Origin of the sequence: Bradyrhizobium yuanmingense, assembly GCF_900094575.1 — a bacterium.
In the GTDB taxonomy this organism is placed as follows: domain Bacteria; phylum Pseudomonadota; class Alphaproteobacteria; order Rhizobiales; family Xanthobacteraceae; genus Bradyrhizobium; species Bradyrhizobium yuanmingense.
In genome coordinates, this window is sequence record NZ_FMAE01000006.1 from 577,087 (window position 1) to 604,055 (window position 26,969).

A 26,969-nucleotide genomic window follows, 5' to 3' on the forward strand; every position below is an offset into this window, starting at 1 on the left:
GTGAGCAACCCCTTCACCGGACAATCCATCGAGAGCGCGCGGCGGGCGCTGGCTGCGCAACTGAGATCGGCACGGCTCGACGAAGCCGAGCTCGACGCGCGCATCCTGATCAGTGCGGCACTCGGCCTCGACCTCACCGGCCTGGTCACGCAGGCGGCCCGTCTCCTGACCGCGGCCGAAGCATCGCGGCTCACGCAACATGCACAGCGCCGCATCGCCGGCGAGCCGGTGTCGCGCATTCTCGGGACGCGCGAATTCTGGGGCTTGCCGTTCCGCCTGTCGGAAGCAACCCTGGTGCCGCGCCCCGATACCGAGACCGTGGTTGAGCTTGCGCTCGAGATTCTCCGCGAGCGGGAGGCATCTCACCCGCCGCGGATCGCCGACATCGGCACCGGCTCGGGCGCGATCCTGCTCGCGCTGTTGCACGAAATCCCCGATGCGTTCGGCGTCGGTACCGATCTCAGCCAGAACGCGCTCATGACCGCCAGGGACAATGCCGCGGCGCTGGGACTCGCCGACCGCGCCGCCTTCGTCGCCTGTTCCTACGCCGCGGCGCTCGGTGGCCCGTTCGACCTCATCGTGTCGAATCCGCCCTATATTCCCTCGGCTGAAATTCCGAAATTGAGCGTCGAGGTGCGCGAGCACGACCCGCATCTGGCGCTCGACGGCGGCAATGATGGATACGACGCCTATCGCGCCCTGATCCCGCAGGCGAGCGAGCGGCTCGCCCCCGGCGGCGCCCTGGTCGTCGAGGCTGGACAGGGCCAGGCCCAAAATATTGAAACCTTGATGAGGGCCGCCGCGTTATCGCTGGACAGGTCACCCAAGGCCGACTTGGCGGGCATTCCGCGGGCCGTTTCGGCCCGAAAAATGCCCCCATAAAAGCCGGATTGGCCTGCAAAAACCACTTGGAATATCCCGTGGGAACGACTACGTTCCGGTCAACACATCGGTGCCGGCCCCGTAGACCTACGGGCGAAAGCCGGGCTCTCGGGCGAGAGCTTTACTGATTGAAGGTTCCAAGCCGCAGGTCCTGTTGAGCGCGATGGCCAGTGGAGCTGCGCTGCTCTCTCCGACCGCAAGTGAACGAAAGCCTGATATTGCGCTTGAACACTTACGCAAGAAAGCTGGGCTTGTTTCGGCAGGCGAAATGAATGGGTTCGCTGGCAATGGATGCTGGCGGGTGGGGAACGCGTCTTGTTGAACGCGACGGTCGACGAACATCGGCAGGGTTGGATCCGCTTTTGCGCGGTGCGCGCAAGACATGTGAGCCACTGTCACCAGGTCACTCCTAGCAATCAGTAATGCGTGCAACCTTTAGGGCTGGAATTAAAGGCAGGACATGAGAAACGGTCAGAACAAGCAGCGGATGCGCAACCGCAACAACAATAACAACAACAACCGGCGCGGCCAGAACCCGATGACCCGGGTCTACGAATCCAACGGACCCGACATCAAGATTCGCGGCACTGCTTCGCACATCGCCGAAAAGTATCTCCAGCTTGCACGTGACGCGCGCTCCTCCGGCGATCCCGTTGCAGCCGAGAACTACTACCAGCACGCCGAGCATTATTTCCGCCTGATCGCGGCGGCTCAGGAGCAGTTCCGTCAGAACCAGCAGCCGCGCGGCGATGAGCCCATCGCCAGCAGCGACGAGGGCGAGGACGACGGTGAGAATTTCTCGGCCTTCGGCCAGGAGCCCGGCTTCGTCCCGCAGCCCCAGCCGCAGCCCTTCATGCGCGACCGCGACGGCCAACGCGATCATCACCAGCGTGATCACCAGCCGCGCGACAACCAGCCGCCCTATCAGCGCGACAATCAGCAGCCGCGCGAGCACCGCGAACGCGATCACCGTCCGCAGCCGCAATATCAGCCGCAACCCGCCAACCAGCCGCAGCCTGTCATCGCCGATGGCGGCGTCGACCGCCTACCCTCCTTCATCACCGGCGCGCAGCCGCAGGTGAACGGCAATCAGGGCGGCTTCGAGGGCGGCGGTGGCGGCGAGCGCTATCCGCGTCGGCGGCGCCGGCCGCATGGCCCGCGCCCGGAGCGTGAAGCCGCTCCGGTTGCTTCCAGCGACGAAGTCGCCCCCGGCGAGTAAGCTCTTCTGACTTTCCGACTCGAATCGTCCCGGCCTCGCCGGGACGATTTGCTTTTGACGCTGTGCGTTGGCCGGACACAGACCCACCTCTCCGGAAGGGAGAGGTGAAGCTAACTGCGCGTCACCGTCGTCGAGGATGGCACCAGCACGGGCTTGGCGAGCGAGGGAATCAGCCGCGCCCGCTCGCGCTTGGCGGGGATCGCGCGGTAGACCTGCTTGGTCGCCTCCACGATGTGGACGCCGGCAAAAGGCAGTGACAGCGCCGCACCGGCACGTTCCCACATCTGGGCCGATTTCAACACCCAGCCGCCGGCATAGGGCGGCATGAACAGCGCCTCGCCCCAAGCGGTCGGCGTGAACCAGGTCTGGCGCAACAGCTCGGTGATCTGCGAGCGCGAATAGGGCCGGCCATGGCCGAACGGCGTGCTGTCGGTGCGGGTCCACACCCCACGCCGGTTCGGGATCACGGCGATGACGCGCCCAGAGGGCGACAGCACGCGCCACACCTCGCGCAGCAATGCGGCCGGATCGTCCGACATCTCCAGCGCGTGCACCAGGAGAATGCGGTCGACCGCGGCGTCGGGAAGCGGCAGCGAGAACTCATCCACCAGCGAGGCCAGCGCGGGCCGTCCCGTCGGCCATTTCAGGACACCCTGCGCCGCCGGCATGAAGGCGAGGCAGCGCTCGGCGTCCTCGCGGAACAACCCCAGATAGGGTGTGGGATAGCCGACGCCGAGCACGCGCTGGCCCTCGGCGCTGGGCCAACGCTCCCTGATGCCGCGATTGATCATTTGCCGCGCCACGATGCCGAGTCGGCGGGAATAGAACTCGCGGAGGTCGACGACGTCGATGGTCATGACCGCAATGTAACATGCGCCAGGGCGCCGCTGCGCGCGGAATATTGCATTGCCTGCGCAACGTTAACGCCATATTTGTCTGGCGGGGCTGAGCGCGATGGAGATGACATGGCCGCCGAAATTCGTACTTTCAACTGTTTAAACGACAATTTCGGTTATCTGATCCACGATTTGGAAACCAAAGCGACGGCCTCGATCGACGCGCCGGAGGCCGGCCCGATCCTCAAGGCCCTGGAGCGCGAGGGCTGGCAGCTCACCGACATCCTGATCACCCATCATCATGGCGATCATGTCGGCGGGGTCGCCGAGCTCAAGCAGAAATACAATTGCCGCGTCGTCGCGCCGCACGACAAGACCACGAAGATCGCCAACGTCGACCAGCGCGTCGCCAATGCCGACGTGGTCAAGATCGGCAATCTGCTGGCGCGTGTCGTGGAGACGCCCGGCCACACGCTCGACCACATCTCCTACGTGTTCGACAATGAGAAGACGGTGTTCGCCGCCGACACGCTGTTCTCGATCGGCTGCGGCCGCGTGTTCGAGGGCACCTATCCGATGATGTGGGATTCGCTGCTGAAGCTGCGCGCCCTGCCCGACGACTTCAAGCTCTATTGCGGCCACGAATACACGGCGTCCAACGTCAAGTTCGCGCTCACCATCGAGCCGGACAACGCGGCGCTGCAGGCGCGCGCCGCGGAGGTGACAAAGCTGCGCGCCGAGAACAAGCCGACCATTCCCTCGCTGCTCGGCGAGGAGAAGCGCGCCAACGTGTTCCTGCGCGCCGATGAGCCGGCGGTCGCGGCCAAGCTGCATATGAAGGGCGCGGATCCCGCTGCGGTGTTCGGCGAGCTGCGCGAGCGCAAGAATAAATCCTGACGCACAAGTCCTGAAGCACACATCCCGACGAGGATCGATGCCGACCGCAGCCGAGATCATCGCACGCCTCGAGCTCCGCCCGCATCCGGAAGGCGGACATTATCGCGAGACGTTTCGCGACCAGAGCACGGACGCCAACGGGCGTTCGCGCTCGACGCTGATCTACTTCCTGCTCGCGCGCGGCGAGCGTTCGCACTGGCATCGCGTCGATGCGGTGGAGACGTGGCACTATTATTCCGGCAGCCCCTTGACGCTGCGCATCGCCCATGACGGCTGCTCGCAGCACGAGGTGCGGCTCGGCGCCGACCTCGGCGGCGGTGAGCGGCCGCAGGCGATCGTGCCTGCGCTGGCCTGGCAGATGGCGGAAACCACCGGCGAGTGGACGCTGGTCGGGTGCACCGTGGCACCCGCGTTCGAGTTCGCGGGCTTCGAGCTCGCGCCGCCCGGCTGGGAGCCGTAGCTCCGCTCCAATCATCGCTTCCGCAGCACCATGTCCTTGGCCGCGATCAGGCCGCCTCCGGCAATGAGGATCGCAGCAAGGGCGATGTTGGCGCTGGCCTTGGCGAAACCGGCAGCGATGAGGAATCCCGTCGAGAGCAATGGCGTCGCGTAGGAGGCGGCGCCGAGCACACGGATGTCGCCGCGCTTCATGCCGATGTCCCAGGCGTAGAACGCGGCACCGACCGGGCCGATGCCGAGTGCGATGACCGAGAGCCATTGCACCGCGGTCTCCGGCCAGACCGTGGTTTCAAGCAGGCCATGCATCAGCGCGGCCAATATTGCCGTGGCAAGACAGAAGCCCGCGACCGCATCGGTCGGCACCGCTTTCAACCGGCGCGACAGCACCGAATAGGTCGCCCAGACGAACGCCGCGATGAAGGCCGCGATGAGACCCGGCACAGCTCCAGGCGCAAAACCGCTGGTGTTGCCGGCGAACAGCAGCACCGTGCCGACGAGGCCGAGCACGGCGCCGATGATGTGGTGCGCCGCCAGCCGCTCGCCCGGCAGGAAGGACGAGAACAGCACGATCAAGAGCGGCCACAGGTAATTCAGAAGGCCGGCTTCGGCCGGCGGGGCGAAGCGCAGCGCGAGGAAATACAGCGCGTGATAGCCAAACAGGCCGCCGACGCCGACGATCCAGACGGCGAGCGGTTGCCGCAAGCTTCTCGCCGCCTCGCTCCGCCCGATCCAGGTGAGCAGGCCGACGACACCGCCGATCGCGAAGGTCATCGCAGCGAGCTGAAACGCCGGGATCTTTCCGGTCGCCACCGTCATCACCGACAGCAGCGACCACATCAGGATCGCGGTCAGACCGATCAGCGTGGCAGTACGGGGAGTCATTGGCCCAATGTTTCCGTCATGGCCGGGCTTGTCCCGGCCATCCACGTTCTTCCGTGGCGACGGCTGTTGTAAGGCCGTGGATGCCCGGGACAAGCCCGGGCATGACGATGTGGACAATATCAGCCTGCGTGATGCGATCGCATCACACCATGTACTGGCCGCCGTTGACCGACAGCGTCGAGCCGGTGATGGCGCCGGCCTCATCCGCGGCGAGGAACACGACGGCCCGCGCGATCTCTTCGGGCTCGCCGAGACGGCCGATCGGAATCAGCGGCAGGATCGCCTTCTCCAGCACGTCCTTCGGCACTGCCTGCACCATCTCGGTATTGATGTAGCCGGGACAGATCGCATTCACGGTGATGCCGCCCTTGGCGTTCTCCAGCGCCAGGGCCTTGGTGAAACCGATCTCGCCGGCTTTCGCTGCGGAGTAGTTGACCTGTCCGAACTGCCCCTTCTGGCCGTTGATCGAGGAAATGTTGATGATGCGACCGAACTTGCGCCCGCGCATGCCTTCGATCACCTGGCGCGACATGTTGAACAGCGAGCCGAGATTGGTGTTGATGACGGCGTTCCACTGCTCAAGCGTCATCTTGTGGAAGGCACCGTCCTTGGTGATGCCGGCATTGTTGACCAGCACGTCGACCGGGCCGACCTCGGCCTCGACCTTCTTCACGCCCTCGGCGCAGGCCTCGAAACTGCTGACGTCCCACTTGTAAACCGCAATGCCGGTCTCGGCCTTGAATTTCTCCGCGGCAGCGTCGTTGCCGGCATAGCTCGCCGCAACCTTGTAGCCGGCGGCCTTCAGCGCCTTGCTGATCGCAGCACCGATGCCCCGCGTACCACCCGTCACCAATGCAACACGTGCCATGTCGTATTCCTTCCCTCTTCCTTGGACGCTTCGGACTTTTCTGACGTGATCGCTTTTTAGCTACGGATTATGCGGTTGGTTTGACGGACATCAAGAACAAAACGCCCGGCATCGAGCCGGGCGTTTTTCTTTAGTCGAGGCTTGTCGGGTTGCGAAGAATATTTGATTTGCAACCGCTGCCTTTTTAGTCGCGTGCAACGCACGCGCTGACGTGTGCGGCGCACCCGTCAGCTGCGCGTAAGATCAGTCGCGCGCCACACACATGGCGATACCCATGCCGCCGCCGATGCACAGCGTGGCCAAGCCCTTCTTCGAATCGCGCTTCTGCATTTCGTGCAGCAGCGTCACCAGCACGCGTGCGCCGGACGCGCCGACCGGATGGCCGATCGCGATCGCACCGCCGTTGACGTTGACCTTGGAGGTATCCCAGCCGAGGTCCTTGTTGACCGCGCAGGCCTGTGCCGCGAAGGCTTCGTTGGCCTCGATCAAATCGAGATCGCCGACGCTCCAGCCGGCCTTCTTCAGCGCGGCGCGCGAGGCCGGGATCGGGCCCGAGCCCATGATCTTCGGATCGACGCCGGCCTGCGCCCAGGACACGATCCGCGCCAGCGGCTTCTTGCCTTCCTTGGCGGCCTGCTTGGCGGTCATCAGCACCACGGCGGCAGCGCCGTCGTTGATGCCCGAGGCCGAGCCCGCGGTCACCGTGCCATCCTTCTCGAAGGCGGGCTTGAGCTTGGCCATCGCGTCGAGCGTGGCGCCATGGCGCGGATATTCGTCGGCGCTGACGACGACGTCGCCCTTGCGGGTCTTGATGGTGACGGGGACGATCTCGTCGTTGAACTTGCCGGCCTTCTGCGCCGCCTCGGCCTTCTGCTGCGAGGCCACGGCGAACTCGTCCTGCTGGGCACGGGTGATCTGCCATTGCCGCGCGACGTTCTCGGCGGTGTTGCCCATGTGGTAGCCGTTGAAGGCATCCCACAGGCCGTCCTTGATCATGGTGTCCACCAGCTCCAGGCCGCCCATCTTCACGCCGCCGCGCAGATGCTGGGCGTGCGGGGCCATGCTCATCGATTCCTGCCCGCCGGCGACCACGATCTCGGAATCGCCGTTGAGCAGCGCCTGGTAGCCGAGCGCAACCGTGCGCAGGCCCGAGCCGCACAGCTGATTGACGCCCCAAGCCGGGCTCTCCACCGGAATGCCGGCGCCGATCGACGCCTGGCGGGCCGGGTTCTGGCCTTGGGCGGCGGTCAGGATCTGACCCATGATCACTTCGGAGACCCGGCCGGGCTCGATGCCGGCGCGCTCCAGCGCGGCCTTGATGGCAACGGCGCCGAGGTCATGGGCGGGAAGGGTCGCGAACGCTCCGTTGAAGCTTCCGACCGGGGTGCGGGCGGCGCTGACGATGACGACATCGTCTGACATGGGCATCTCCTGGGGCTTGAGGTTCTTGTGAAGGGGGCAGGCGGGCTGGAAAGCGATCGCCAGTCTCGTCAGCCATCCTGTTAACGTCGTTGAGGCATGTCAATCGGCCGGGGCCCGAATTCATACCGCAGCGCATTCAAAAATAGCGTTCTTGGCGTTTTCGCAAGCAGGATTTTGCTCTGCAATTAACCGTGCCGCACAAAACGGTAGCGTGAGCCCTTTGAAAATGCTTATTTTGTTGCGTTGCGTACTCTTCCCGCCCTGCGGCATTGCCCGACAGGTTCCCGTTCTCCGCGTTTGCAAGTGAGAGCCCATGGCGAAATCAGACCAACCCACCACAATCAAGAAATACGCGAACCGCCGGCTCTATAACACCGGAACGAGCACCTATGTGACGCTCGAAGACCTCGCCGCGATGGTCAAGGACGGCGAAGACTTCCTGGTCTATGACGCCAAGACCGGCGACGACATCACCCGCTCCGTGCTCGCCCAGATCATCTTCGAGCAGGAGAACAAGGCCGGCCAGAACCTGTTGCCGACCACCTTCCTTCGCCAGCTGATCCGCTTCTATGGCGACAGCATGCAGATGGTGGTGCCGAAATATCTGGAGCAGTCGATCGCAACCCTGACCCAGGAGCAGGAGAAGTTCCGCAAGCAGATCGCCAATACGCTGTCCGGCACTCCTTTTGCTCCGTTGGAAGAGCAAGTCCGCCGCAACATGGAGCTGTTCCAGCAGACCTTCTCGATGTTCAAGCCGTTCGCTGCGCCCCGTCCGGCGGCCAGCCCCGAGCCGGAGCCCGATGCGAATGCCGAGGCGCCGAAGGACAGCAACATCGACGAGCTGCGCCAGCAGATGAAGGAAATGCAGGAGCGCCTCGAGCGGATGTCGAAGAAGGACGAATAGTCTTTCGTTCGCGCCGGCCCCTGTACGCGGGAGGGCGAGCCACGTCTGACCGAAGCAACCATTGGGACCATGTCTACGCCACCAAGGGCGAGGCCGAGGTCAGCTGGTATCAGGATAGCCCCGCGATCTCGCTCGCGATGATTCGCGCAGCCGGCTCCGATCGCGACACGACCATCATCGATGTCGGCGGCGGCGCATCGCGCCTGGTCGATGCGCTGTTGCAGGACGGCTATCGCGACATCGCCGTGCTGGATCTTTCTGCCAATGCGCTCGCGGCGGCGAAGAAGCGCATCGGTCCGGCCGCTTCGACGGTCGACTGGATCGTTGCCGATGCCACGACGTGGCGTCCGACCAGGACCTACGATGTCTGGCACGATCGCGCAGCGTTTCACTTCCTGACTGACCCGCGCGACAGGGTCGCTTACGTGGAGCGCCTGCGGTCGGCGGTCAGACCTGGCGGCCACGTCATCATTGCGACGTTTGCACCCGACGGTCCCGAGAAATGCAGCGGCCTGCCGGTGCAGCGCCATGACAGCGCCAGCCTTGCAGCGGAGCTCGGGCCGGAATTTAAACTGGTCGAGACGCGCAGCGAGACGCACCACACGCCGTGGCATTCGACGCAGGCGTTTCAGTTCAGCCGGTTTCGGCGGCAGAAATAGTTCTCGTCATGGCCGGGCTTGACCCGGCCATCCACGTCTTGACGCGCGACGCGAAGAACGTGGATCCCCGGGGACAAGCCCGGGCATGACGACAGAGACTCCGGATCAAGCCGCCATCTTCACAGCATGCGCAAAGTCCCAGTAGAGCTTGCGCGCCTTGGCGTAGAACGGGCCCGGCTTCAGCTCGCGCTCGTCGATGCGGATCACGGGCGCGACCTTGGCGAAATTGCCGGTCGAAAAGATCTCGTCGGCGGTCAGGAAATCGGCGTAGCGCAGCGTCTTCTCGACCACGGTGACGCCGTCGGCGCGAAGCAGGCTGATGACGCGCTGGCGCGTGATGCCGTTGAGGAAGGTGCCGTTCGGCACCGGCGTGAACACCACGCCATCCCTGGCCATGAACACGTTGGAATTGCCGAACTCGGCGACGTTGCCGAGCATGTCGAGCATCAGCGCGTTCTGGAAGCCGCGCGACGCAGCTTCGGCGAGTGCGCGCGAATTGTTCGGGTAGAGGCAGGCGGCCTTGGCTTCGACCGGCGCGCATTCGGCCGTCGGCCTACGAAACGGCGACAAGGTGATCGCGTTGCCGACGGGCTTTGGCATCGGCGCTTCGTAGATGCACAGGCACCAATTGGTGGTCTCGGGGTCGAACAGCACGCCGCCGCCGCTTCCGTTCTGCGCCCAGTACATCGGACGGATATAGAGCTCGGCATTTCCGGCAAAGCGCGCGATGCCTTCGTTCGCGAGCGTCAGCCAGGTGTCGGTATCGACCACCGGCTTCAGGCCGAAACTGATCGCGGATTGATTGGCGCGGGCGACGTGACGATCGAGATCCGGTGCGACGCCCTCGAAAGCGCGAGCGCCGTCGAACACGATCGAGCCGAGCCAGGCCGCATGCGTGCGCGGCCCCATGATCGGCACGTTGCCCTCGTGCCATTTGCCCTCGAAGAAGGTCCAGCTCGGCGAGTAGTCGATGGGCTTCTTGATCTCGGCCATGACCGGCCTCCTTTTCGAACGATCCGGCACTATTGTCCCAATTTCTAAACGATTTGCTGCGGGGAAATGGTGAGTTACCCTCTCCCCTTGTGGGAGAGGGTGGCTCGCCGCGTAGCGGCGAGACGGGTGAGGGGTATCCATCCGCGAACTCACCTGCGGAGAAAACCCCTCATCCGGCGCTGCGCGCCACCTTCTCCCACAAGGGGAGAAGGAAGAATCCATGCCGCTGGATCCGCTCGCAAAGCGTTTGTTGACCATGATGGCTGCGGCTGCGCCGCAGGCGCGGAGCCGGCCGAGTGTGGAGGTGCGGCGGCAATCGCTGGCAAAGCTGATGCAGTTCGCCCGGGCCGAGGCGCCGGATGTGACGATATCCGACGGTAAGCTGCCCGGTCCCGGCGGCGAGCTGCCCTATCGCCTCTACACGCCGGCAGGCACTGAAGCGCCCGCACCGGGCTTCGTGTTCTTTCATGGCGGCGGGCTCGTCGCCGGCAGCATTGCGACGCACGAGCGCATCGCGGCCGCGTTGGCGCATGCCACCGGCTGCCGCCTCGTGTCGGTCGACTACCGGCTCGCGCCGGAGCACCGATTCCCCGCTGCGGTCGAAGATGCGATCGCCGCCACCGAATGGGTGGCGCGCGAGGCCGCATCGCTCGGCATCGACGCCAATCGCCTGGTGATCGGCGGCGATTCCGCCGGCGCCACACTCGCAGCCATCGTGTGCCAGGAGGCGGCGCAGACCGCCGGCCTCTCCATCGCCGCGCAGTGCCTGATCTGCCCGGTGCTGGATTTCGAGGAGACCTCGCCTTCGCGCGAGGCCTTTGCCGAGGGCCATCTGATCGATCGCGTCACGATCGAAGCCGATCTTTCCGATTATCTGCCCGATGGCATCGATCCTGCCGATCCCCGCGTCTCTCCGTTGCGCGCGACGCGCCTCACGGGCCTGCCGACCGCGATCATCCACACCGCCGAATACGACCCGATGCGTGACGAGGGCAATGCCTATGCCCGCAAGCTGCTCGCCGCGGGGGTCGCGGTCGAGCATGTCTGCCACGATGGCATGGTTCACAATTTCCACGCCATGGGCGCAATCCTGCCGCAGGCACAGCTCGTGCTGTCGCAAATCGGCGAACAGGTGCGGCGCGCGGTGAAGACCTGACAGCGTCAATCATACGCGCGCGCCGATCACCGCGCGCGCCGCCGCGACATATTCCGGCCAGTGCGCTTCCGCATAATGCTCTGCCTGCCATGCGCAGGTGCTGTCGGGCGCATGCGCCGCCGCAATCGTGCGCGCGAAACGTTCCTCCGCAACCGTCGCCTTGCCGGGCTCGGCTGTGGGTGCAGCAGCCACCGCAGCACCGGGAGTAACGGCAAGCCCCGCCAGACCGGTGAGCAGGATGCGGCGTGACGTGTTCATGGCTGTCTCCTCCATTCTTCGGCCTGCACTGTGGCGGGCGAGTGTGTCAGTGCGATCACGCTAGGGTAACCGCGCACATCCGCGCCGTCCATCGCTTGCGGATAGCGCTTGACCAAGCGAGCGATCACGTTCCATCTAACAACGGTTCCACCTTCAGATCGCCACGCGTCGGATCGTCACGTGCCTTTTCGCAGCCAATCCCGTCGTGCGTTGCGCGCTGCCGCAGCGGGACTCCTGTGTCTGGCGGTCCCCGCCGGCGGCGCCTTCGCTGCCGACGATGAGGAGGAAAAGCCGGCGGTCCCGAACATCTATCTCGATCTCCGCACCATCTATGCGACGATCCCCGCTGGCACGCTCGCGCTCGGCTTCGGCAACACCTCGCTGTCAGCCGCATTCCAAGCCCTGGCGGCGCAACGAGGCACGTCGCTGCCGAATGGACTGCCGGCCGCGAAATCGATTGCGATCGACCTGCCGCTGACCGTCGACGTCAGCGACCGCGTTTCGCTCTACGGCGGCGTATCCGGCACGACGACGGATATCGGCGGCGGCTGGTCGTCCTTCGACATCACGAGCTGGAACATCGGCGTGCAGGCCGATCTCTACCAGCAGAATGGCGGGAAGATCCCGACCATCACGCTGCAATCGACCCTGACGCAGTCGGTGCCCAACGAGCAGGGCATGACGAATTCCTTCAACAACATCGTGGAATTCGACTACGCGGTCGACGAGGACGAGACACGGGGCTGGCTCGCCGGCCTGCAATACACCACCGTCACCATCGCCAGCCCGTTCGCCACGATCCGGCCGAACACGATCCTCTATGCCGGCGGCTACTATCAATGGCCGAGCAACTGGAAGTTCACCGGGCGCCTCGGCATGCAGTCGTTCGGCGGCGCGCTGCTCGCGGGCCGGACGCTCGCGGAATCCTTCACCCAGCCGGTCCTGCGGCTCGACCTCGATCGCATGGACGACAACGACAACCGCCTGTTCGGCATCACCGCGCAGATCGCCTGGATGCCGAAGCCGTCCTATCAGGTCACGTTGCGCACACCGCTCTACGCCGTGCGCAACTAGTCAGGCACCGGCACGTCGAAGGTGTTGAGCGTGACCGAGACCATGCAGTAGACGCCGACGAGATAGGACAGCTCGGCCGCGCCGTGCTCGCCGAATTCCTTCACGGCCGCACGCCAAGTCAGCTCCGGCAGCACGCCGCCGCTGACCAGAGCCGAAGCCATGTCGTAGGCGATGGCTTCCTGCTTGGTGAGGTCCACCGGCCGCTGGCCGGCAACGATGGTCGCGAGCTTCTCGTCGGAGAGGCCACGCTGCTCGGCCGCCAGCACATGAGCGTAGAGCTCGTAACCGGAGCGGAAATGCGAGCCGGTGACGAGGATCGCGACCTCGCGTACGGCCGCGGGCAGCAGCGGGTTCGATGCAATCGCCTTGACTAGCTCCCACACCGGCTTGCCGAAGCGCGGCTCGCGGATCCAGGGATTCCAGGGCCCGAGCAGCGCGCCGTCCTCGCGCATGTTCACGAAGCCCTTGAAGTGGTCCTGCATGCCGGCCCGCATGTCGTCGTAGAGCGGCTTCTGTTCGTCGGTCAGCTCTTTCGGATCGAGAATGGGAAGGCGCACGGTAGGGTCTCCTCGTTGAGAAGACGCAACCGTCACCTGCATGCCTGCGCAAGGCAAGTGAAGTTGCCGTGACGACCGTGCGATTTCGCAAATGCCAGGCAGATCTCGCTATGACGCCGTGGGGTTTTGCAGGCTTTGAGGATTGACCACGTCGTCGACGTCCAGCGCCAGTGGCTCACCTGTGGCGAGGAACGACGACAGCGCCGCCTCGAACGGCGCCGGATCGAGGCCGCGCGCGGCGAGCCAAGCGGGCTCGTAATAGGTCTGCCGGTAGCGCTCGCCGGAATCGCAGATCAGCGTCACCAGCGATCCCGTGACGCTCGCCTGGCGCATCTCCGAGGCGAGCCGGCACAGCGCCAGGAAGTTGGTGCCGGTGGAGCCGCCGACCGCACGGCGCAGCCGTCGCGACAGCACGTTCATCGCCGCGACCGTTGCCGCATCCGGGATCTTCATCATGCGATCGACCACGCCGGGCACGAAGGACGGCTCGCAGCGGGGACGACCGACGCCCTCGATCAGCGACGGGCGGTCGCAAACACGGGAGCGGTCCTGCGTGCGGAAGCAATCGAAGAACGCGGAATGCTCGACATCGGCGACGCACAGCCGGGTCGGATATTGCCGATACCGCAGATAACGTCCGATGGTGGCCGACGTGCCACCGGTGCCGGCGCCCATCACGATCCAGTCCGGAATCGGCCGCGGCTCGCCTCCCAATTGCGTGAAGATCGATTCGGCAATGTTGTTGTTGCCGCGCCAATCGGTGGCGCGCTCGGCGAAGGTGAACTGGTCTATGTAATGGCCGTTCAGGCGGCCGGCGAGCGCGGCGGCTTCCGCATAGAGCGCGCGGCCGTCGTCGATCAAATGGCAATGGCCGCCATAATGCTCGATCGCGGCGATCTTCTCCGCCGAGGTCGTGCGCGGCATCACGGCGTAGAAGGGCACGCCGATCATCTCTGCGAAATAAGCCTCCGACACCGCGGTCGATCCCGACGAGGCCTCGACCACGGGCGTGCCTTCGCGGATGTGGCCGTTGCAGAGCGCATAGAGGAACAGCGAGCGCGCGAGGCGATGCTTCAGGCTGCCGGTCGGATGCGTGGACTCATCCTTCAGATAGATGTCGATGCCCGATAGCGCCGGCACGATCAGCCGGATCAGATGCGTGTCGGCGGTGCGGCACTGGTCGGCCTCGATCGCGGCCACGGCCTCGTCGACCCAGCCGCGCCGATAGGCCGGCCCGGCCGGATTGTGCTGGCGGAAGGGGAATGTCTGCATCGGGCGAATCTCTCATGATGCGGATAGCGCATCAATAGCTGCGCCTAAAATTCCAGCGGCGCGTTATCGACGACTTCCTTCATCACGAAGAAGGTCCGGGTCTGGCGCACGCCGGGGAGCGCGATCAGCTGCTCGCCGTGGATGCGGTTGAAATCCTCCATGTCGCCGACGCGGATCTTGAGGAAGTAATCGAAATCGCCGGCGACGAGATGGCAGTCGAGCACGAATTTCAGCTTTGCAACGGCCTGCTCGAAGGTGGCAAAGCTTTCCGGCGTCGAGCGGTCGAGCACGACCCCGACCATCACCAGCGTGCCCTTGGCCACCTTCTTCGGCGCGACCATGGCGCGGACAGTGGCGATGAAGCCGTCCTCGAACAGGCGCTGGGTGCGACGGTGGCAGGTGGCGGGGCTGATCGCGACCGTTTCGGCCAGCTCGGCGTTGCTGAGCCGACCGTTATTCTGGAGCAATCTCAATATCTTGAGGTCGGTGCGGTCGAGTCGGGCAGCCATGAAAGAAACTTCCGAAAATAGGTGCTATTCTGGAAGGAATGTTAGCAATTATCACAACTTTCGCAAGAAGCCGTGCAACATGGCCGCAATATTCGAGAGCACATTTTCCCGACGTGATGCTAGGGAGCCGCCAACACCAACGCCAATCGAGATGACCCATGAAGCTGGACAAATTTCCGCGCTATCCTTTGACCTTCGGCCCGACGCCCATCGAGAAGCTGGAGCGCTTGTCAAAACATCTCGGCGGCCAAGTCGAGGTCTATGCCAAGCGCGAGGACTGCAATTCCGGCCTCGCCTATGGCGGCAACAAGCTGCGCAAGCTCGAATACATTATCCCCGATGCGATCGCCTCCAATGCCGATACGCTGGTCTCGATCGGCGGCGTGCAATCCAACCACACCCGCATGATCGCGGCCGTCGCGGCCAAGCTCGGCATGAAATGCCGCCTGGTGCAGGAAGCCTGGGTGCCGCACGAAGACGCAGTCTATGATCGCGTCGGCAACATCATGCTCTCGCGCATCATGGGCGCCGACGTGCGCCTGGTCGACGACGGCTTCGATATCGGCATCCGCAAGAGCTGGGAGCAGGCGATCGAGGAAGTGAAGGCCGCGGGCGGCAAGCCCTACGCTATTCCCGCCGGTGCCTCCGTGCATAAGTTCGGCGGCCTTGGCTATGTCGGCTTTGCCGAGGAGGTGCGCAAGCAGGAAGCCGAGCTCGGCTTCAAGTTCGACTACATCGTCGTCTGCACCGTCACCGGCTCCACCCATGCCGGCATGCTGGTCGGCTTCGCCGCCGACGGCCGCGCCCGCAAGGTGATCGGCATCGATGCCTCCTTCACCCCGGCGCAGACCAAGGCCCAGGTGCTCGAGATCGCGCAGAACACGGCGAACCTCGTCGAGCTCGGCAAGGACCTCGTCGCTGACGACGTCGTGCTGATCGAGGACTACGCCTATCCCGCCTATGGCGTGCCGTCGGAGGAGACCAAGGAGGCGATCCGCCTAACCGCCCGGCTCGAAGGCATGATCACCGACCCCGTCTACGAGGGCAAGTCGATGCAGGGCCTGATCGATCTCGCCAAGAAGGGCTATTTCGAGAAGGGCGCGAAGATCCTCTACGCCCATCTCGGCGGCGCGCCCGCGCTGAACGGGTACGCGTATGCGTTTAGGAATGGGTGAGTCATAAGGGAGGCGAGACGACTCTCGCCTCTCTTCGTAGCCCGGATGGAGCGAAGCGTAATCCGGGATTCCCACCATACGAAGTGACTGTCCCGGATTGCGCTTCGCTCCATCCGGGCTACAGCAGCTGCGATCGTGGCTACCGCGTCCTGACGATCTGCAGCAGCTCATCGCCGTAGTGCTCGAGCTTCTTGTCGCCGATCCCCGGCACGTTGCGAAGCTCGTCCAGCGTCGTCGGCCAGGCCCGGACGATGCCGTCGATGGTGGCATCGTGCAGCACCACATAGGCCGGCACGCCGCGTTCGCGCGCGATTTCTGACCGCCAGGCGCGCAGCCGCGCGCGCAATTCGGGATCGACGTCGCCTCGCGGCGCGCTCGCCGCGGGCGCGAGGTCACCGCGGCGTGACGTGGCCCGGCTGGCGCGAACCCGCGTGCCGGGCGCCTCCTCGCGCAGCCAGACCTCGGTCTCGCCGCGCAGCACGCCGCGCGAAGACTCCGTCAGCTTGAGCGCGCCGTAGGCTTCGCTGTCGCTGCGCAAATGGCCCATCGCCACCACTTGCCGCAGCACCGTGCGCCACTGCTTCTCGTTGAGCTCGCGGCCAATGCCGAACACCGACAGCTTGTCGTGACCGAACTGTGTGACCTTCTCGGTCAGGCGTCCGACCAGCACGTCGATCAAATGCATGGCGCCGAAACGCTGCCCGGTGCGATAGACGCAGGACAGCAGCTTCTGCGCCAGCACCTTGCCGTCGCGCATCTTCGGCGGCGTCAGGCAATTGTCGCAATTGCCGCAGCTCTCGCCCATCACGATCTCGCCGAAATAGGCGAGCAGGCGCCGGCGCCGGCAATGCGGCGTCTCGGCGAGGCCGACCAGCGCATCGAGCTTGCCGATCGAGACCCGCTTGAAATCCTCCGATCCGGCCGATTCGTCGATCATGCGGCGCTGCTGCACGATGTCGGAGAGGCCGTAGGTCATCCACGCCGCCGACGGCTTGCCGTCACGGCCGGCGCGTCCGGTCTCCTGGTAATAGGCCTCGATGCTCTTGGGCAGGTCGAGATGGGCGACGAAGCGCACGTCGGGCTTGTCGATGCCCATGCCGAAGGCGATGGTCGCGACGATAACGATGCCGTCCTCGTTGAGGAAGCGATCCTGGTTGCGCGAGCGCACCGCCCCGTCGAGCCCGGCGTGGTAGGGCAGCGCCGCAATGCCGGCCTCGGCAAGCGCGGCGGCGACCTCCTCGACGCGGTTGCGCGAGAGGCAATAGACCACGCCGGCATCGCCCATGTGGCGCTCGCGGATGAATTCTTTCAGCTGCGACACCGCATTGCGCTTTTCGACGATCTCATAGCGGATGTTGGGCCGGTCGAAGCTGGAGACGAACTGCGGCGCGCCCGTCAGCTGCAGCCGCTCGACGATCTCCTTGCGCGTCAGCTCGTCGGCGGTCGCGGTCAGCGCGATGCGCGGCACGTCGGGAAAGCGCTCGGCGATGACGGAAAGGCCGACATATTCGGGCCGGAAATCGTGGCCCCATTGCGAGACGCAATGCGCCTCGTCGATCGCGAACAGCGCCACTTTCGCCTGCGCCAGCAGCGACAGGCAGCGCGGCGTGACCAGCCGTTCCGGCGCGACATAGAGCAGGTCGAGATCGCCGGCGAGCAGGCGGCGTTCGATGTCGGACGCCTCCTGCGGCGTCAGCGACGAGTTCAGCGCGGCGGCATTGACACCGGCCTCGATCAGGCCGGCGACCTGGTCGCGCATCAAGGCGATCAACGGCGAGACCACGATGCCGCAGCCTTCGCGCAGCAAGGACGGAAGCTGATAGCACAGCGACTTGCCACCGCCGGTCGGCATCAAGACCAGGCAATTGCCGCCGTCCGTGACGTGGCGGACGATCTCGCCCTGGGCGCCGCGAAAGCCCGGCAGGCCGAACACCGAATGCAGCACCGACAGCGCGTCGCGGCCGTTGGCCGGCGCAGGCAGTGGGGCGTTGGAGGGAGCGGACATGGGCGGAGCAGATCAGGCCGTGGGATTCGTCACAAGGCCAGTCGCATGCTGGTGTGGCTGTGGCAAGACTGTTTGGAGGCGAGGCACGACTCTTCCCTCTCCCCTTGTGGGAGAGGGTGCCTCGCGAAGCGAGGTGGGTGAGGGGTTCTATCCGCGAACGCAGATATGAGCTTGTGGAGACATACTCCTCATCCGGCGCTTCGCGCCACCTTTCTCCCACAAGGGGAGAAGGGAAGAAGAGGCTACGCCCCGATCCGTCGCAGCGCTTCTGCGACCGTCACGATCGGCATGTTGCGCTTGGCGGCGGCTTCAAGCGCATGACGCATCAGATGCGGCGTGCAGCCATAGGGGCTCGGCCTGTCGCTGACGTCGTGGCCGTAGAAGATCAGCCAGCCGCCGCTCGCGACCGCCTCGTCGAAATAGCGATCGACGCCCGCCTCGTCGATCTCGCAATCGACCAAGGGGGAGGCGCGCAGGAATTGGAGGTCGATGACGCCGCTGTTGACGCCGGGAAGAATGCCGCGCGCGGAACGGAAGGCCTTTGTCAGCTGCGGCTTGCGCCACACCGAGGCGATGCCATAGGGATAGGCGAAATTCTCCAGCGTGATCGAGCCATCGATGCCGCGGAGATGGCTGCGGTTCCGGTCGATCTCGCGCGCCATGGCGGCTTCGTCGAGCGTCGCCGAGCTCTGATGCGAGAAGGTGTGGCAGGCGATCTCGTGCCCGGCGCGGTGAAGCCGGACGATCGCATCATCCGAGAGGCCGTGCCAATGCTCCGACGGCCGACCGATCAGGCTGCCGGCGAGGTAATAGGTGCCGCGGCCGCCATGCCGCTCCAGTAGCTCGGCGCCCTCGCCCGCGGCGCTATCGGGGGCATCGTCGAACGTGAAGCTCACCATCGCCGCATGCGCGGCCAGCCGGTGCGGCGCGGCGCGGAAATGCCGGGCCAACCGATTGCTCACGCGTCCCTGGAGTGCCGACCACACGACTGCGTTTCCTGTGATGCCTTCTTGCTCTACTGAAACATTCGTGCGCAGGTCGAGGCAAGCCTAACGCCCGGGTAATCCTAACGCCGAACCAAGAGCGCTTCGGCTAGCGCACCGACATTGACGCGTCGGCGTCCGCGCCGAGATAACGCAACCAATTGCGGAAGAGCACCGCCGCCGCGTCGCCAGCGCCGATATCGGCGCGCAGGTTCAGCGCGGGCAGCTCGTTGCTGAGCGCCGGATGGCGCTGGTGCGCCGCCTTCTTCTCGAACCGAGCCAGCTTCTCTTCAGTCGCTGCGTCAAAATAACTCACCGGCAGGCGCGGATAGGTCTCCCGCTCCCGCGCGAGATAGCGGCCGATGTCACGCAGATATTCGCGCTGCAGCGACAGCGCGTCATATTCGGGGTGACCCTGGAAGAACACGAAGCGGCTGGCATATTGGCGAACGAAGACGTCGACGCCAGCCTCCTGTGAGCGTGTCAGCACCTGATAACCGGCGTGCACGAGGTCGCTCTCGGCGATCTCGTTCAGACGTGAATGCGAGACCTTGAGCGGTGCGGGCGCAGAGCGGGTCAGCAAATCGTCCGTCACGACGCCGCAATCGAAAATGCCGTGACATTTGGCCGGCAGCCGCCGCCGTTCAATATTGTCGAGATGCAGCACCGCGGCATGCGCGGCAAGGCACGACCAGATCGTCGAACGCGTGTTGGCCTTGGCCCAGTCGATCAGGTTGGTGAGGTCGCGCCAGTACGGCTCCCCGTCGAGCTCGGGCGCGATCGGCTCTGCGCCCGTCACGATCAGCCCATCGAACTTGCCGCGCTCGAGATCGGAAAGGTTGGAATACTCGCTCTCGACATGCCATTTCGCTTCCGGCGACCGCTTCACGCTGGGAAGCGAGAAGCAGTGGAAGCGGATACGGCGCGAGCCCGCCGCGGCCTGAAGCAGCTTCATGAACTGCCGCTCGGTCGCCTTCAACGCGGCATCCGGCATGTTGTTGACGAGGCCGATGGTGAGCTCGGCGCCAGCATCGCGCGCGAGATCGTGCGCGGCCGGCACCAGCGTCGGGCCCGCGATGACCTGATCCTTGTCGATCAAGATCGTCATGGCCGGCGCCGCCTACTCCGCGGCCTCGCGGCGCGCCGACGGGCAGGCATTTTCCAGCGCCTGGTCGATGTCCTCGATGATATCAGAGACATGCTCGATGCCGACCGACAGACGGATCGTCTCTGGCAGCACGCCGGCGGCGCGCTGCTGCTCCGCCGACATCTGGCGATGGGTGGTCGATGCCGGATGGCAGGCGAGCGACTTGGCATCGCCGATATTGACGAGCCGCGTGATCAGCTTCAGCGCATCGTAAAACGTCTTGCCGGCCTCCATGCCGCCCTTGATGCCGAAGGTGAACAGCGAGGAGGCGTTGCCGTTCAGGTACTTCTGCACCAGGGGATAATAGGGGCTGTCCGGGAAGCCGGTGTAATTGACCCAGGCCACGCGCGGATCGCCGCGCAGGAATTCGGCGACCTTGCGGGCGTTCTCGACATGGCGCTCCATGCGCAGCGCCACGGTCTCGATGCCCTGAAGCAGCAGGAAGGCGTTGAACGGCGACAACACCGAGCCCATGGTGCGCTGATAGACGCTGCGCGCGCGCTCGATATAGGCGGTCTTGCCGAAGCGCTCGGCATAGACCAGGCCGTGATAGGAGGCGTCGGGCTTGTTGTAGGCCGGGAAGCGATCGGCGTACTCGGCCCAGGGAAAGTTTCCGGAATCGACGATGGCGCCGCCGAGCGTGGTGCCGTGACCGCCCAAGAACTTGGTCAGCGAATGCACCGCGATATCGGCCCCATAGTCGAACGGCTTGAAGAGGATCGGGGTGGCGACGGTGTTGTCGACGATCAGCGGCACGCCATGCGCATGGGCGATCTTCGCCAGCGCCTCGATGTCGCAGACATTGCCGGCGGGATTGCCGATGGTCTCGGCGAACACCGCACGGGTGTTCTCGTCGATCAGCTTCTCGACCGCCTCGGGCTTGTCGCTCTCGGCGAAACGGCCGGTAATGCCTTGGCGCGGCAGGATGTGGGAGAGCAGCGTATGCGTGGTGCCGTAGAGTTGCGGCACGGAGACGATGTTGCCGCCGTGATCGGCGACGTTGACGAAGGCGAAATGCAGCGCTGCCTGCCCGGTCGCGACCGCGAGCGCGCCGACGCCGCCTTCGAGCTGGGCGATGCGTTTCTCCAGCACTGCGCTGGTCGGATTGGCGATGCGGCTGTAACGAAAGCCTTCGGTCTCCAGATTGAACAGGGCGGCGCCATGATCGGCGCTGTCGAAGGCGTAGGCCGCGGTCTGGTAGATCGGCACGGCCACTGCGTGCGTGGTGGCTTCAGGCTCGTAGCCGGCGTGAATAGCGATCGTCTCGTTGCGCATCGTGCCACCTCCGCGTGGAGCGGGCCGCACTTATTGGCCTAGAATGAGGCATGTGCGTTGTCCGCCGCTTCTCTGTTAGAGGCGGGTGGTAAAGCGGACAATAATTCGCTTAGAGATCGAGGAAGTAACCCTAATGCTTGCTCGCGGATTGGCTGAAATCCGGGTTAAGGCGGATTAACGAACGCGCTCTCGCCGTGGCGCTCCTTCTCCCCTTGTGGGAGAAGGTGGCGCGAAGCGCCGGATGTGGGGTGTCTATCCACACGCGAACTCGTGGAGGGATACCCCTCACCCGTCTCGCCGCTCTGCGGCGAGCCACCCTCTCCCACAAGGGGAGAGGGTGAAATTACCCGCCGCTACGCCATTCTTTCCCACAGCCGGTGCGCGAGCACGCCGACGCGTTTCTCGATGGCGGCTGCGGCATCGAGGGCGAGATCCTCGCGATAGCGGCCGGCAATCAATTGCACGCCGATCGGCTTGCCGTCATGCAGCGCCACCGGCACCACCGCGCCGGGCAGGCCCAGCACGTTGATGGCGGAGATGAAGCGGATCTCGCCCCAGAAGATCTCGCGCACGCGCTCGGAGCTGATGGTGTCCTCGCGCGGGCCCGGCGTCGGCTTCACCGTGGTCGGCGCCAGCACCACCGGATACTCCTCGAAGAACAATTGCCAGGCGCGGATGTGGCCGTTGCGCGCGGCGGTCGCCTGCATCCAGCCCTTGAGATCGAGCACGTTGGCCTTGGCCTTCATGCCGCCCCAGGACTTGTGAAAATCCTCGGATGTGACCTTCAGCATGGCGGCCTCCTGCATCATCACGGTCTCGTTGGTGATGATGTCGCACCAGGTCTGCCAGACCCCGTTGATGTCGGGCACCTCGACCTCGCTGACGCGATAGCCGGACCGCTCGAGATGATCGGCAGCCTGGCGCAGCGCCGCGGCGACAGAGGGATCGACGTCCATGTCCTCGGGGATCTTCGCCAGTGCAACCTTGATCGGCCGCTTCGGCCGCTCGCCGACCAGCGGCGCGGGCACCCACCAGGGATCGCGCGGATCGCGCTGGCTCATCACCTCCAAAGCCAGGCGCACGTCGGCGACATGGCGCGCGAGCGGCCCCTGCGCCGACATCAGATGCGCCAGCATCGGCCGCTCCGACGTTGCGCTTCCGTTGAAGGCGGGGATGCGGCCCTGCGTCGGCTTGATGGTGGCAACGCCGTTGCAATGCGCCGGCCAGCGCAGCGAGCCGCCGATGTCGTTGCCGTGGGCGATGGTGCCGATGCCCGCAGCAACCGCCGAGCCTGCGCCCCCGGAGGAGCCGCCGCAGGTGATGTCGGGATCCCAGGGGTTGAGCGTCAGCCCATGCAGGGGATTGTCGGTGAAGCCGCGAAAGGAGAATTCGGGCGTGTTGGTGAGACCGATGACGATCGCGCCTGATCTCTTCAGGTTGCGCACCACGGGCGCATCCGATGGTGCAATGAGGTCCTTGTTGGCGGGCACGCCGTTGAAATTCGGCCGGCCCTCGTAGTCGACATTTTCCTTGATCGTAATCGGCACACCGTGCAGGAGACCGAGCTCGCCGCCTTTGGCGCGCTGCTTGTCGGCCGCCTGCGCCGCTTTGAGTGCTTCCTCCGAGAGATCGACGACGACCGCATTCAGCTTCGGATTGACGGTGCGCATTCGTTCGAGATGCGCTTCCACCGCCTCGACCGCGGAGATGGCGCCGGAGCGGATCGCAGCCGCGGTCTCGACCGCCGACCATTGCCAGGCCGGCCCGTTCGGGCGCCGCGGCTTCGCCGATTTGCCGGCAGCGGCCTTTCCGGCCGGCTTGGCCACGGCGCTCTTGCGGCCGGAGCCCTTCTTCAAAGCCTTCGCCGTCTTCTTCAACACACTTTTCTTCTTGGTCGCCGTCTTCTTCGCCACGCCGCATCTCCTAAAATTGCGCGGCGGAGGTTAGGGACGACGCGCGACCCTGTACAGGTGCGATTCTGCATGGCGCATTGTCGCGACGCTCTGTCGCAATCGCAGCCTTCCATGAGCAAGCTCCTACACCAACGGTGGATTGAGCCGCGCAAAGCCCTCCTGGACGCGATAGGGATAGTACGGATAAGGCGGCATCACCCCGCTGACCTCATCGAGCCGCTTGATCTGGTCCGCGCTCAGCGACCAGCCGACGGCACCGAGATTGTCGCGCAGCTGCGCTTCGTCGCGCGCCCCGATGATCACGGAAGAGACCGTGGGACGCGACAGCAGCCAGGCAATCGCGACCTGCGGCACGGTCCGAGCGGCCTCCACAGCAATCGCATCGAGCACGTCAACGACGGCGTAGAGGCGCGCATCGTCCACGGGCGGACCGAACTGTGCGGTGGCATGCAGACGGCTTCCTTGCGGCAGCGGCTGGCCGCGCCGGATCTTTCCGGTGAGCCTGCCCCAGCCCAGCGGGCTCCAGACCAGAGCGCCGACGCCCTGATCGCGCGCGAGCGGCATCAGCTCCCATTCATAGTCGCGCCCGAGCAGCGAGTAATAGACCTGGTGCGCGACATAGCGCGGCCAGCCATGCCGGTCCGCGATCGCGAGCGACTTCATCAGCTGCCAGCCGGCGAAATTCGAGACGCCGACATAGCGCAGCTTACCGGCGCGCACGAGCATATCGAGCGTGGACAGCACCTCCTCGATCGGCGTGAACACGTCGAAGGCGTGGAGCTGAAGCAGATCGATATGGTCAGTGCCGAGCCGTCGCAGCGCCGCATCGACCGAGGCAAGCAGCCGCTGCCGCGACGAGCCGGCATCGAGCGGACCGTCGCCCATCGGCAGGCTTATCTTGGTCGAGATCAGCACCTTGTCGCGGCGCCCCTTGATCGCGGCACCGAGGATCTCCTCGGAGGCGCCGTTCGAATAGACATCGGCGCTGTCGAACAGATTGACGCCGGCATCGAGACAGATATCGACGAGCCTGCGGGCTTCATCAGTGCCGCTGCGGCCCCAGGCGGAGAACAGCGGACCTTGTCCGCCGAACGTGCCGGTGCCGAAGCTGAGGACGGGGACTCTGAGCCCGGAAGCGCCGAGATTGCGGTATTCCATAATCGTTCTCCTATTCCGCCGGGCACGCCGCGACGGTGGCCGGCGCGCGATCGAGCCGGAGACTCCACAGCGCCAGAACGAGGCCAATGACGGTGATGCCGGCCGCGACCAGCGGCAGCGCCGAAAGGCCGAGCCCGCGGGCGATGGTGACGCCGCCTACCCAGGCGCCGAGCGCGTTGCCGAGATTGAACGCGGCGATGTTGAGGCTGGAGGCGAGCGTCCGGCCGCTGGGACCTGCGGCTTCCAGCACGCGAAGCTGAAGCGGCGCGACGGTCGCGAAGGCGGCGGTGCCGAGTAGCAGGATCAGCGCGACGGACAGGATCTTGATCGACAGCACGGCCGCCAGGCCGAGCAGCACGATCGCAAGCGCGGCAAGCGTGCCGGTCAGGGCCCGTGCGAGGCCGCGGTCCGCAAGCTTGCCGCCGGCGATATTGCCGATCCCAAGGCCGACGCCGAACACCAGCAGGATCGGCGAGACGGCAGCCTCCGAAAAGCCGGTGAAGCGCGTCAGGATCGGCTGGATATAGGTGAAGACGACGAACAGGCCGGCGAAGCCGAACACGGTCATGGCAAGTCCGAGCAGCACCTGCGGACGGCCGAGCACGGCCACTTCCTCGGCAAGCGAGATCGGCTTGTCGCCATCGCCGACACGGCCGGGGACGAGCGCGGCGACGACCGCAAACGCGATCACGCCGATGACAGTCACCGCCCAGAACGCCGCGCGCCAGCCGAGCATCAGGCCGAGCCAGGCACCGAAGGGCACGCCGAGGAGCGTCGCGACCGTCAGGCCGATGAACATGGTGGCGATCGCAGACGCACGCTTGTCCTCGGCGACGAGGCTGGTGGCCACCACCGAGCCGACGCCGAAGAACGTGCCGTGGGCGAGGGAGGTCAGCACCCGCGCGGCCATCAGCAATTCGTAAGTGGGCGCGAGCGCGCAGGCCGCATTGCCGAGCGTGAAGATCGCCATCAACGCCAGCAGCACGGTTTTCCGCGGCAGCCGCCGCGTCGCCAGCGTCAGCACCGGCGCGCCGACGAACACGCCGAGCGCATAGCCTGATATCAGCAGGCCCGCGACCGGGACCGAGACGTGCATGTCGGCGGCGACCTGCAGCAGCAGGCCCATGATGATGAATTCGGTGGTGCCGATGCCGAAGGCACCGGCGGTGAGCGCGAGGACGGCAGGAGGCATGCGTTGCTCCAAGGGATGAGGCGAGCCACGCAGATAGCGGCGCTGCCGCCAAACCATTAGAATGTCCGCAATCCAATCATTTGTGACGTGAATTCAACATGGCCCGTTTCGACACCAACCGCTCCGCCGAGATGGAGGTCTTCGTCCGCGTCGTGGACCTCAGCGGCTTCACCCAGGCCGCGCGAAAGCTGCGCCTGACGCCATCGGGCGTCAGCAAGCTGATCTCGCGTCTGGAGGCGCGCCTCGGCGCGCGGCTCGTCAACCGCACCACGCGCAAGCTGACGCTGACGGCGGAAGGCCAGGCCTTCTACGAGCGATCGTTGCGCATCCTCGCCGAGATGGAGGAGGCCGAGCGCGAGGCGGCCTCGGGCGCGGCGCCGCGCGGCCGCCTCACGGTCAACTGCAACATCCCCTTCGGCATGCTGCATGTGATGCCTTTGATCCCGCGGTTTCTGGCGCAGCATCCCGACGTCACGCTCGATCTCGTGCTGACCGATACGGTGATCGACCTGATGCAGGAGCGCGCGGACGTCGCCATCCGCGTCGGTCCGCTGCGCGCCTCGCGGCTGGTCGCGCGAAAGCTCGGCACCAGCCGCATGGTCGTGGTCGGCGCGCCGGATTATCTCGCCCGTTGCGGCATGCCGAAGATTCCGGCCGATCTCGCCGACCACCGCGGCATCGGCTGGACCTTTCCACGCAGCATCCGCGGCTGGCCGTTCAGGCGTGGCGACCACGCCGAGGAGGCCCTGCCCCCGCCGGTCGCGCGCGCCAGCGACGGCGAAGCCGCCCGCCGCCTCTGCCTCGGCAGTGTCGGTCTCGCGCGCCTCGCGCTCTTCCACATCGGCCCCGACATCGAATCCGGCCGCCTCGTCCCGGTGCTGCAAGGCTACAATCCCGGCGACCGCGAAGACATCCACGCCGTCTATGTCGGCCACACCGCCCCACTCCCGGCACGCGTGCGCGCGTTCATCGATTTCCTCGCCGAGCACGTGCGGGTGAGCGACCCCGCGTTGAAGCGGACCGGGGATGGGAAGTGGAAGCTGGTGGGGTGAAGCGGCGGCGAGCGCAGGAGAAGCTTGCCCCCCGGCAGGCTTGCCGAGTCCACCTTCGCCCTGCGGGCTCGGCGCGCCAGCCTTGCGCAAACGTCGTTTGCGAAGGCTGGCGAGGAGAGTGTCAGTCCAGGGATGCCGGGCGAGCCAACGCCGGCGAAATTGCTTCTGCATTGCGGCCGCGCTTCCTAGGGTCGGCCTGTGCTTGGCCAATTCCAGCGTCCT

At 65.5% G+C, this 26,969-nt stretch carries 26 protein-coding genes; 10 read left to right on the forward strand and 16 right to left on the reverse strand.

The annotated features are described in order from the left end of the window. Positions 1-882, forward strand: a complete 882-nt coding sequence (gene prmC, locus GA0061099_RS24090) for a peptide chain release factor N(5)-glutamine methyltransferase (protein ID WP_036026207.1) — start codon at positions 1-3, stop codon at positions 880-882. Positions 883-1,342: 460 nt separating this feature from the next. Further along, positions 1,343-2,101, forward strand: a complete 759-nt coding sequence (locus GA0061099_RS24095) for a DUF4167 domain-containing protein (RefSeq protein ID WP_036042629.1) — start codon at positions 1,343-1,345, stop codon at positions 2,099-2,101. Positions 2,102-2,211: 110 nt separating this feature from the next. Here GA0061099_RS24095 and GA0061099_RS24100 read toward each other — a convergent pair whose 3' ends face one another. Continuing rightward, complete coding sequence (locus GA0061099_RS24100; protein ID WP_036014737.1) at positions 2,212-2,958, reverse strand: methyltransferase domain-containing protein; 747 nt, start codon at positions 2,956-2,958, stop codon at positions 2,212-2,214. A gap of 108 nt (positions 2,959-3,066) precedes the next feature. Here GA0061099_RS24100 and gloB point away from each other — a divergent pair, with 108 nt between their 5' ends. Together gloB and GA0061099_RS24110 are read left to right on the forward strand one after the other, a co-directional pair. Further along, positions 3,067-3,834, forward strand: coding sequence for a hydroxyacylglutathione hydrolase (gene gloB / locus GA0061099_RS24105; RefSeq protein WP_036026196.1), 768 nt, complete (start codon positions 3,067-3,069; stop codon positions 3,832-3,834). A gap of 37 nt (positions 3,835-3,871) precedes the next feature. Next, complete coding sequence (locus GA0061099_RS24110; RefSeq protein WP_036014741.1) at positions 3,872-4,294, forward strand: cupin domain-containing protein; 423 nt, start codon at positions 3,872-3,874, stop codon at positions 4,292-4,294. Between the two features lie 11 nt (positions 4,295-4,305). Here GA0061099_RS24110 and yddG read toward each other — a convergent pair whose 3' ends face one another. The 3 genes from yddG to GA0061099_RS24125 all read right to left on the reverse strand — a co-directional run bounded on the left by yddG (position 4,306) and on the right by GA0061099_RS24125 (position 7,465). Then, positions 4,306-5,175 (reverse strand): aromatic amino acid exporter YddG, encoded by an 870-nt coding sequence (gene yddG, locus GA0061099_RS24115; protein ID WP_036014743.1) that lies wholly within the window; start codon positions 5,173-5,175, stop codon positions 4,306-4,308. A gap of 142 nt (positions 5,176-5,317) precedes the next feature. Further along, positions 5,318-6,043, reverse strand: coding sequence for an acetoacetyl-CoA reductase (gene phbB / locus GA0061099_RS24120; protein ID WP_036014745.1), 726 nt, complete (start codon positions 6,041-6,043; stop codon positions 5,318-5,320). Positions 6,044-6,286: 243 nt separating this feature from the next. Beyond that, a complete protein-coding gene (locus GA0061099_RS24125; protein WP_036026194.1) occupies positions 6,287-7,465 on the reverse strand; it encodes an acetyl-CoA C-acetyltransferase in 1,179 nt (392 codons plus the stop codon). A 313-nt stretch (positions 7,466-7,778) separates the two neighbouring features. Between GA0061099_RS24125 and phaR the strand changes: the two genes are divergently transcribed. Both phaR and GA0061099_RS24135 read left to right on the forward strand, forming a co-directional pair. After that, positions 7,779-8,369 (forward strand): polyhydroxyalkanoate synthesis repressor PhaR, encoded by a 591-nt coding sequence (gene phaR / locus GA0061099_RS24130; RefSeq protein WP_036014750.1) that lies wholly within the window; start codon positions 7,779-7,781, stop codon positions 8,367-8,369. Between the two features lie 137 nt (positions 8,370-8,506). Then, complete coding sequence (locus tag GA0061099_RS24135; protein ID WP_225137168.1) at positions 8,507-9,028, forward strand: class I SAM-dependent methyltransferase; 522 nt, start codon at positions 8,507-8,509, stop codon at positions 9,026-9,028. A gap of 105 nt (positions 9,029-9,133) precedes the next feature. Here GA0061099_RS24135 and GA0061099_RS24140 read toward each other — a convergent pair whose 3' ends face one another. Continuing rightward, positions 9,134-10,021 carry a branched-chain amino acid aminotransferase gene (locus GA0061099_RS24140; RefSeq protein WP_036026190.1) on the reverse strand — a complete coding sequence of 296 codons (888 nt, stop codon included), beginning with the start codon at positions 10,019-10,021 and terminating at the stop codon, positions 9,134-9,136. Positions 10,022-10,241: 220 nt separating this feature from the next. On the opposite strand from GA0061099_RS24140, the gene GA0061099_RS24145 reads away from it, so the two are divergent. Then, positions 10,242-11,177 (forward strand): alpha/beta hydrolase, encoded by a 936-nt coding sequence (locus GA0061099_RS24145; protein ID WP_036026187.1) that lies wholly within the window; start codon positions 10,242-10,244, stop codon positions 11,175-11,177. Between the two features lie 9 nt (positions 11,178-11,186). Here GA0061099_RS24145 and GA0061099_RS24150 read toward each other — a convergent pair whose 3' ends face one another. Next, entirely contained in the window at positions 11,187-11,435 is a 249-nt protein-coding gene (locus tag GA0061099_RS24150; RefSeq protein ID WP_036026186.1) for a hypothetical protein, read from the reverse strand. A 210-nt stretch (positions 11,436-11,645) separates the two neighbouring features. Here GA0061099_RS24150 and GA0061099_RS24155 point away from each other — a divergent pair, with 210 nt between their 5' ends. Then, complete coding sequence (locus tag GA0061099_RS24155; protein ID WP_036026185.1) at positions 11,646-12,509, forward strand: hypothetical protein; 864 nt, start codon at positions 11,646-11,648, stop codon at positions 12,507-12,509. Here the strand turns inward: GA0061099_RS24155 and GA0061099_RS24160 are convergent. From GA0061099_RS24160 to GA0061099_RS24170, 3 genes are all read right to left on the reverse strand, one after another. Beyond that, positions 12,506-13,066 carry a carboxymuconolactone decarboxylase family protein gene (locus GA0061099_RS24160; protein WP_036026183.1) on the reverse strand — a complete coding sequence of 187 codons (561 nt, stop codon included), beginning with the start codon at positions 13,064-13,066 and terminating at the stop codon, positions 12,506-12,508. The two genes, GA0061099_RS24155 and GA0061099_RS24160, sit on opposite strands and share 4 nt — an antisense overlap. Positions 13,067-13,174: 108 nt before the next feature. Then, positions 13,175-14,338: a PLP-dependent cysteine synthase family protein gene (locus tag GA0061099_RS24165; protein ID WP_036026182.1), complete on the reverse strand. Its 1,164-nt coding sequence runs from the start codon at positions 14,336-14,338 to the stop codon at positions 13,175-13,177. A gap of 44 nt (positions 14,339-14,382) precedes the next feature. Then, on the reverse strand, positions 14,383-14,847 hold the full coding sequence (locus tag GA0061099_RS24170; protein ID WP_036014765.1) for an Lrp/AsnC family transcriptional regulator: 465 nt from the start codon (positions 14,845-14,847) through the stop codon (positions 14,383-14,385). 158 nt (positions 14,848-15,005) lie between these two features. On the opposite strand from GA0061099_RS24170, the gene GA0061099_RS24175 reads away from it, so the two are divergent. Further along, a complete protein-coding gene (locus GA0061099_RS24175) occupies positions 15,006-16,022 on the forward strand; it encodes a 1-aminocyclopropane-1-carboxylate deaminase (RefSeq protein ID WP_036026180.1) in 1,017 nt (338 codons plus the stop codon). Positions 16,023-16,161: 139 nt separating this feature from the next. On the opposite strand, the gene recQ is transcribed toward GA0061099_RS24175, so the two are convergent. From recQ to GA0061099_RS24210, 7 genes are all read right to left on the reverse strand, one after another. Next, a complete protein-coding gene (gene recQ / locus GA0061099_RS24180; RefSeq protein WP_036026179.1) occupies positions 16,162-18,027 on the reverse strand; it encodes a DNA helicase RecQ in 1,866 nt (621 codons plus the stop codon). Between the two features lie 242 nt (positions 18,028-18,269). Beyond that, positions 18,270-19,013: a polysaccharide deacetylase family protein gene (locus GA0061099_RS24185; RefSeq protein WP_036026177.1), complete on the reverse strand. Its 744-nt coding sequence runs from the start codon at positions 19,011-19,013 to the stop codon at positions 18,270-18,272. A 106-nt stretch (positions 19,014-19,119) separates the two neighbouring features. Beyond that, on the reverse strand, positions 19,120-20,118 hold the full coding sequence (gene metA / locus GA0061099_RS24190; RefSeq protein ID WP_036026175.1) for a homoserine O-succinyltransferase MetA: 999 nt from the start codon (positions 20,116-20,118) through the stop codon (positions 19,120-19,122). A 12-nt stretch (positions 20,119-20,130) separates the two neighbouring features. After that, positions 20,131-21,432, reverse strand: a complete 1,302-nt coding sequence (locus GA0061099_RS24195) for an O-acetylhomoserine aminocarboxypropyltransferase/cysteine synthase family protein (RefSeq protein ID WP_036026174.1) — start codon at positions 21,430-21,432, stop codon at positions 20,131-20,133. Between the two features lie 353 nt (positions 21,433-21,785). Continuing rightward, entirely contained in the window at positions 21,786-23,345 is a 1,560-nt protein-coding gene (locus tag GA0061099_RS24200) for an amidase family protein (protein WP_036026171.1), read from the reverse strand. A gap of 123 nt (positions 23,346-23,468) precedes the next feature. Further along, positions 23,469-24,503, reverse strand: a complete 1,035-nt coding sequence (locus GA0061099_RS24205) for an aldo/keto reductase (RefSeq protein ID WP_036026169.1) — start codon at positions 24,501-24,503, stop codon at positions 23,469-23,471. Between the two features lie 10 nt (positions 24,504-24,513). Beyond that, positions 24,514-25,695 carry an MFS transporter gene (locus GA0061099_RS24210; RefSeq protein WP_036026203.1) on the reverse strand — a complete coding sequence of 394 codons (1,182 nt, stop codon included), beginning with the start codon at positions 25,693-25,695 and terminating at the stop codon, positions 24,514-24,516. Positions 25,696-25,793: 98 nt separating this feature from the next. On the opposite strand from GA0061099_RS24210, the gene GA0061099_RS24215 reads away from it, so the two are divergent. Continuing rightward, the gene (locus GA0061099_RS24215) at positions 25,794-26,747 is read left to right on the forward strand and encodes a LysR family transcriptional regulator (RefSeq protein WP_036026167.1); all 954 of its coding nucleotides are present in this window, start codon (positions 25,794-25,796) and stop codon (positions 26,745-26,747) included. Positions 26,748-26,969 lie beyond the last annotated feature (222 nt).

What these genes read in the sequence shown, in the direction of transcription:
- GA0061099_RS24215 (WP_036026167.1), top strand. Translation starts at nt 25,794, where the DNA reads ATGGCCCGTTTCGACACCAACCGCTCCGCCGAGATGGAGGTCTTCGTC.
- GA0061099_RS24110 (WP_036014741.1), top strand. Translation starts at nt 3,872, where the DNA reads ATGCCGACCGCAGCCGAGATCATCGCACGCCTCGAGCTCCGCCCGCAT.
- GA0061099_RS24210 (WP_036026203.1), bottom strand. Translation starts at nt 25,695, where the DNA reads ATGCCTCCTGCCGTCCTCGCGCTCACCGCCGGTGCCTTCGGCATCGGC.
- metA (WP_036026175.1), bottom strand. Translation starts at nt 20,118, where the DNA reads ATGACGATCTTGATCGACAAGGATCAGGTCATCGCGGGCCCGACGCTG.
- GA0061099_RS24140 (WP_036026190.1), bottom strand. Translation starts at nt 10,021, where the DNA reads ATGGCCGAGATCAAGAAGCCCATCGACTACTCGCCGAGCTGGACCTTC.
- GA0061099_RS24195 (WP_036026174.1), bottom strand. Translation starts at nt 21,432, where the DNA reads ATGCGCAACGAGACGATCGCTATTCACGCCGGCTACGAGCCTGAAGCC.
- yddG (WP_036014743.1), bottom strand. Translation starts at nt 5,175, where the DNA reads ATGACTCCCCGTACTGCCACGCTGATCGGTCTGACCGCGATCCTGATG.
- GA0061099_RS24145 (WP_036026187.1), top strand. Translation starts at nt 10,242, where the DNA reads ATGCCGCTGGATCCGCTCGCAAAGCGTTTGTTGACCATGATGGCTGCG.
- GA0061099_RS24095 (WP_036042629.1), top strand. Translation starts at nt 1,343, where the DNA reads ATGAGAAACGGTCAGAACAAGCAGCGGATGCGCAACCGCAACAACAAT.
- GA0061099_RS24100 (WP_036014737.1), bottom strand. Translation starts at nt 2,958, where the DNA reads ATGACCATCGACGTCGTCGACCTCCGCGAGTTCTATTCCCGCCGACTC.
- GA0061099_RS24165 (WP_036026182.1), bottom strand. Translation starts at nt 14,338, where the DNA reads ATGCAGACATTCCCCTTCCGCCAGCACAATCCGGCCGGGCCGGCCTAT.
- phaR (WP_036014750.1), top strand. Translation starts at nt 7,779, where the DNA reads ATGGCGAAATCAGACCAACCCACCACAATCAAGAAATACGCGAACCGC.
- recQ (WP_036026179.1), bottom strand. Translation starts at nt 18,027, where the DNA reads ATGTCCGCTCCCTCCAACGCCCCACTGCCTGCGCCGGCCAACGGCCGC.
- GA0061099_RS24150 (WP_036026186.1), bottom strand. Translation starts at nt 11,435, where the DNA reads ATGAACACGTCACGCCGCATCCTGCTCACCGGTCTGGCGGGGCTTGCC.
- gloB (WP_036026196.1), top strand. Translation starts at nt 3,067, where the DNA reads ATGGCCGCCGAAATTCGTACTTTCAACTGTTTAAACGACAATTTCGGT.
- GA0061099_RS24205 (WP_036026169.1), bottom strand. Translation starts at nt 24,503, where the DNA reads ATGGAATACCGCAATCTCGGCGCTTCCGGGCTCAGAGTCCCCGTCCTC.
- GA0061099_RS24125 (WP_036026194.1), bottom strand. Translation starts at nt 7,465, where the DNA reads ATGTCAGACGATGTCGTCATCGTCAGCGCCGCCCGCACCCCGGTCGGA.
- GA0061099_RS24135 (WP_225137168.1), top strand. Translation starts at nt 8,507, where the DNA reads ATGATTCGCGCAGCCGGCTCCGATCGCGACACGACCATCATCGATGTC.
- phbB (WP_036014745.1), bottom strand. Translation starts at nt 6,043, where the DNA reads ATGGCACGTGTTGCATTGGTGACGGGTGGTACGCGGGGCATCGGTGCT.
- GA0061099_RS24175 (WP_036026180.1), top strand. Translation starts at nt 15,006, where the DNA reads ATGAAGCTGGACAAATTTCCGCGCTATCCTTTGACCTTCGGCCCGACG.
- GA0061099_RS24170 (WP_036014765.1), bottom strand. Translation starts at nt 14,847, where the DNA reads ATGGCTGCCCGACTCGACCGCACCGACCTCAAGATATTGAGATTGCTC.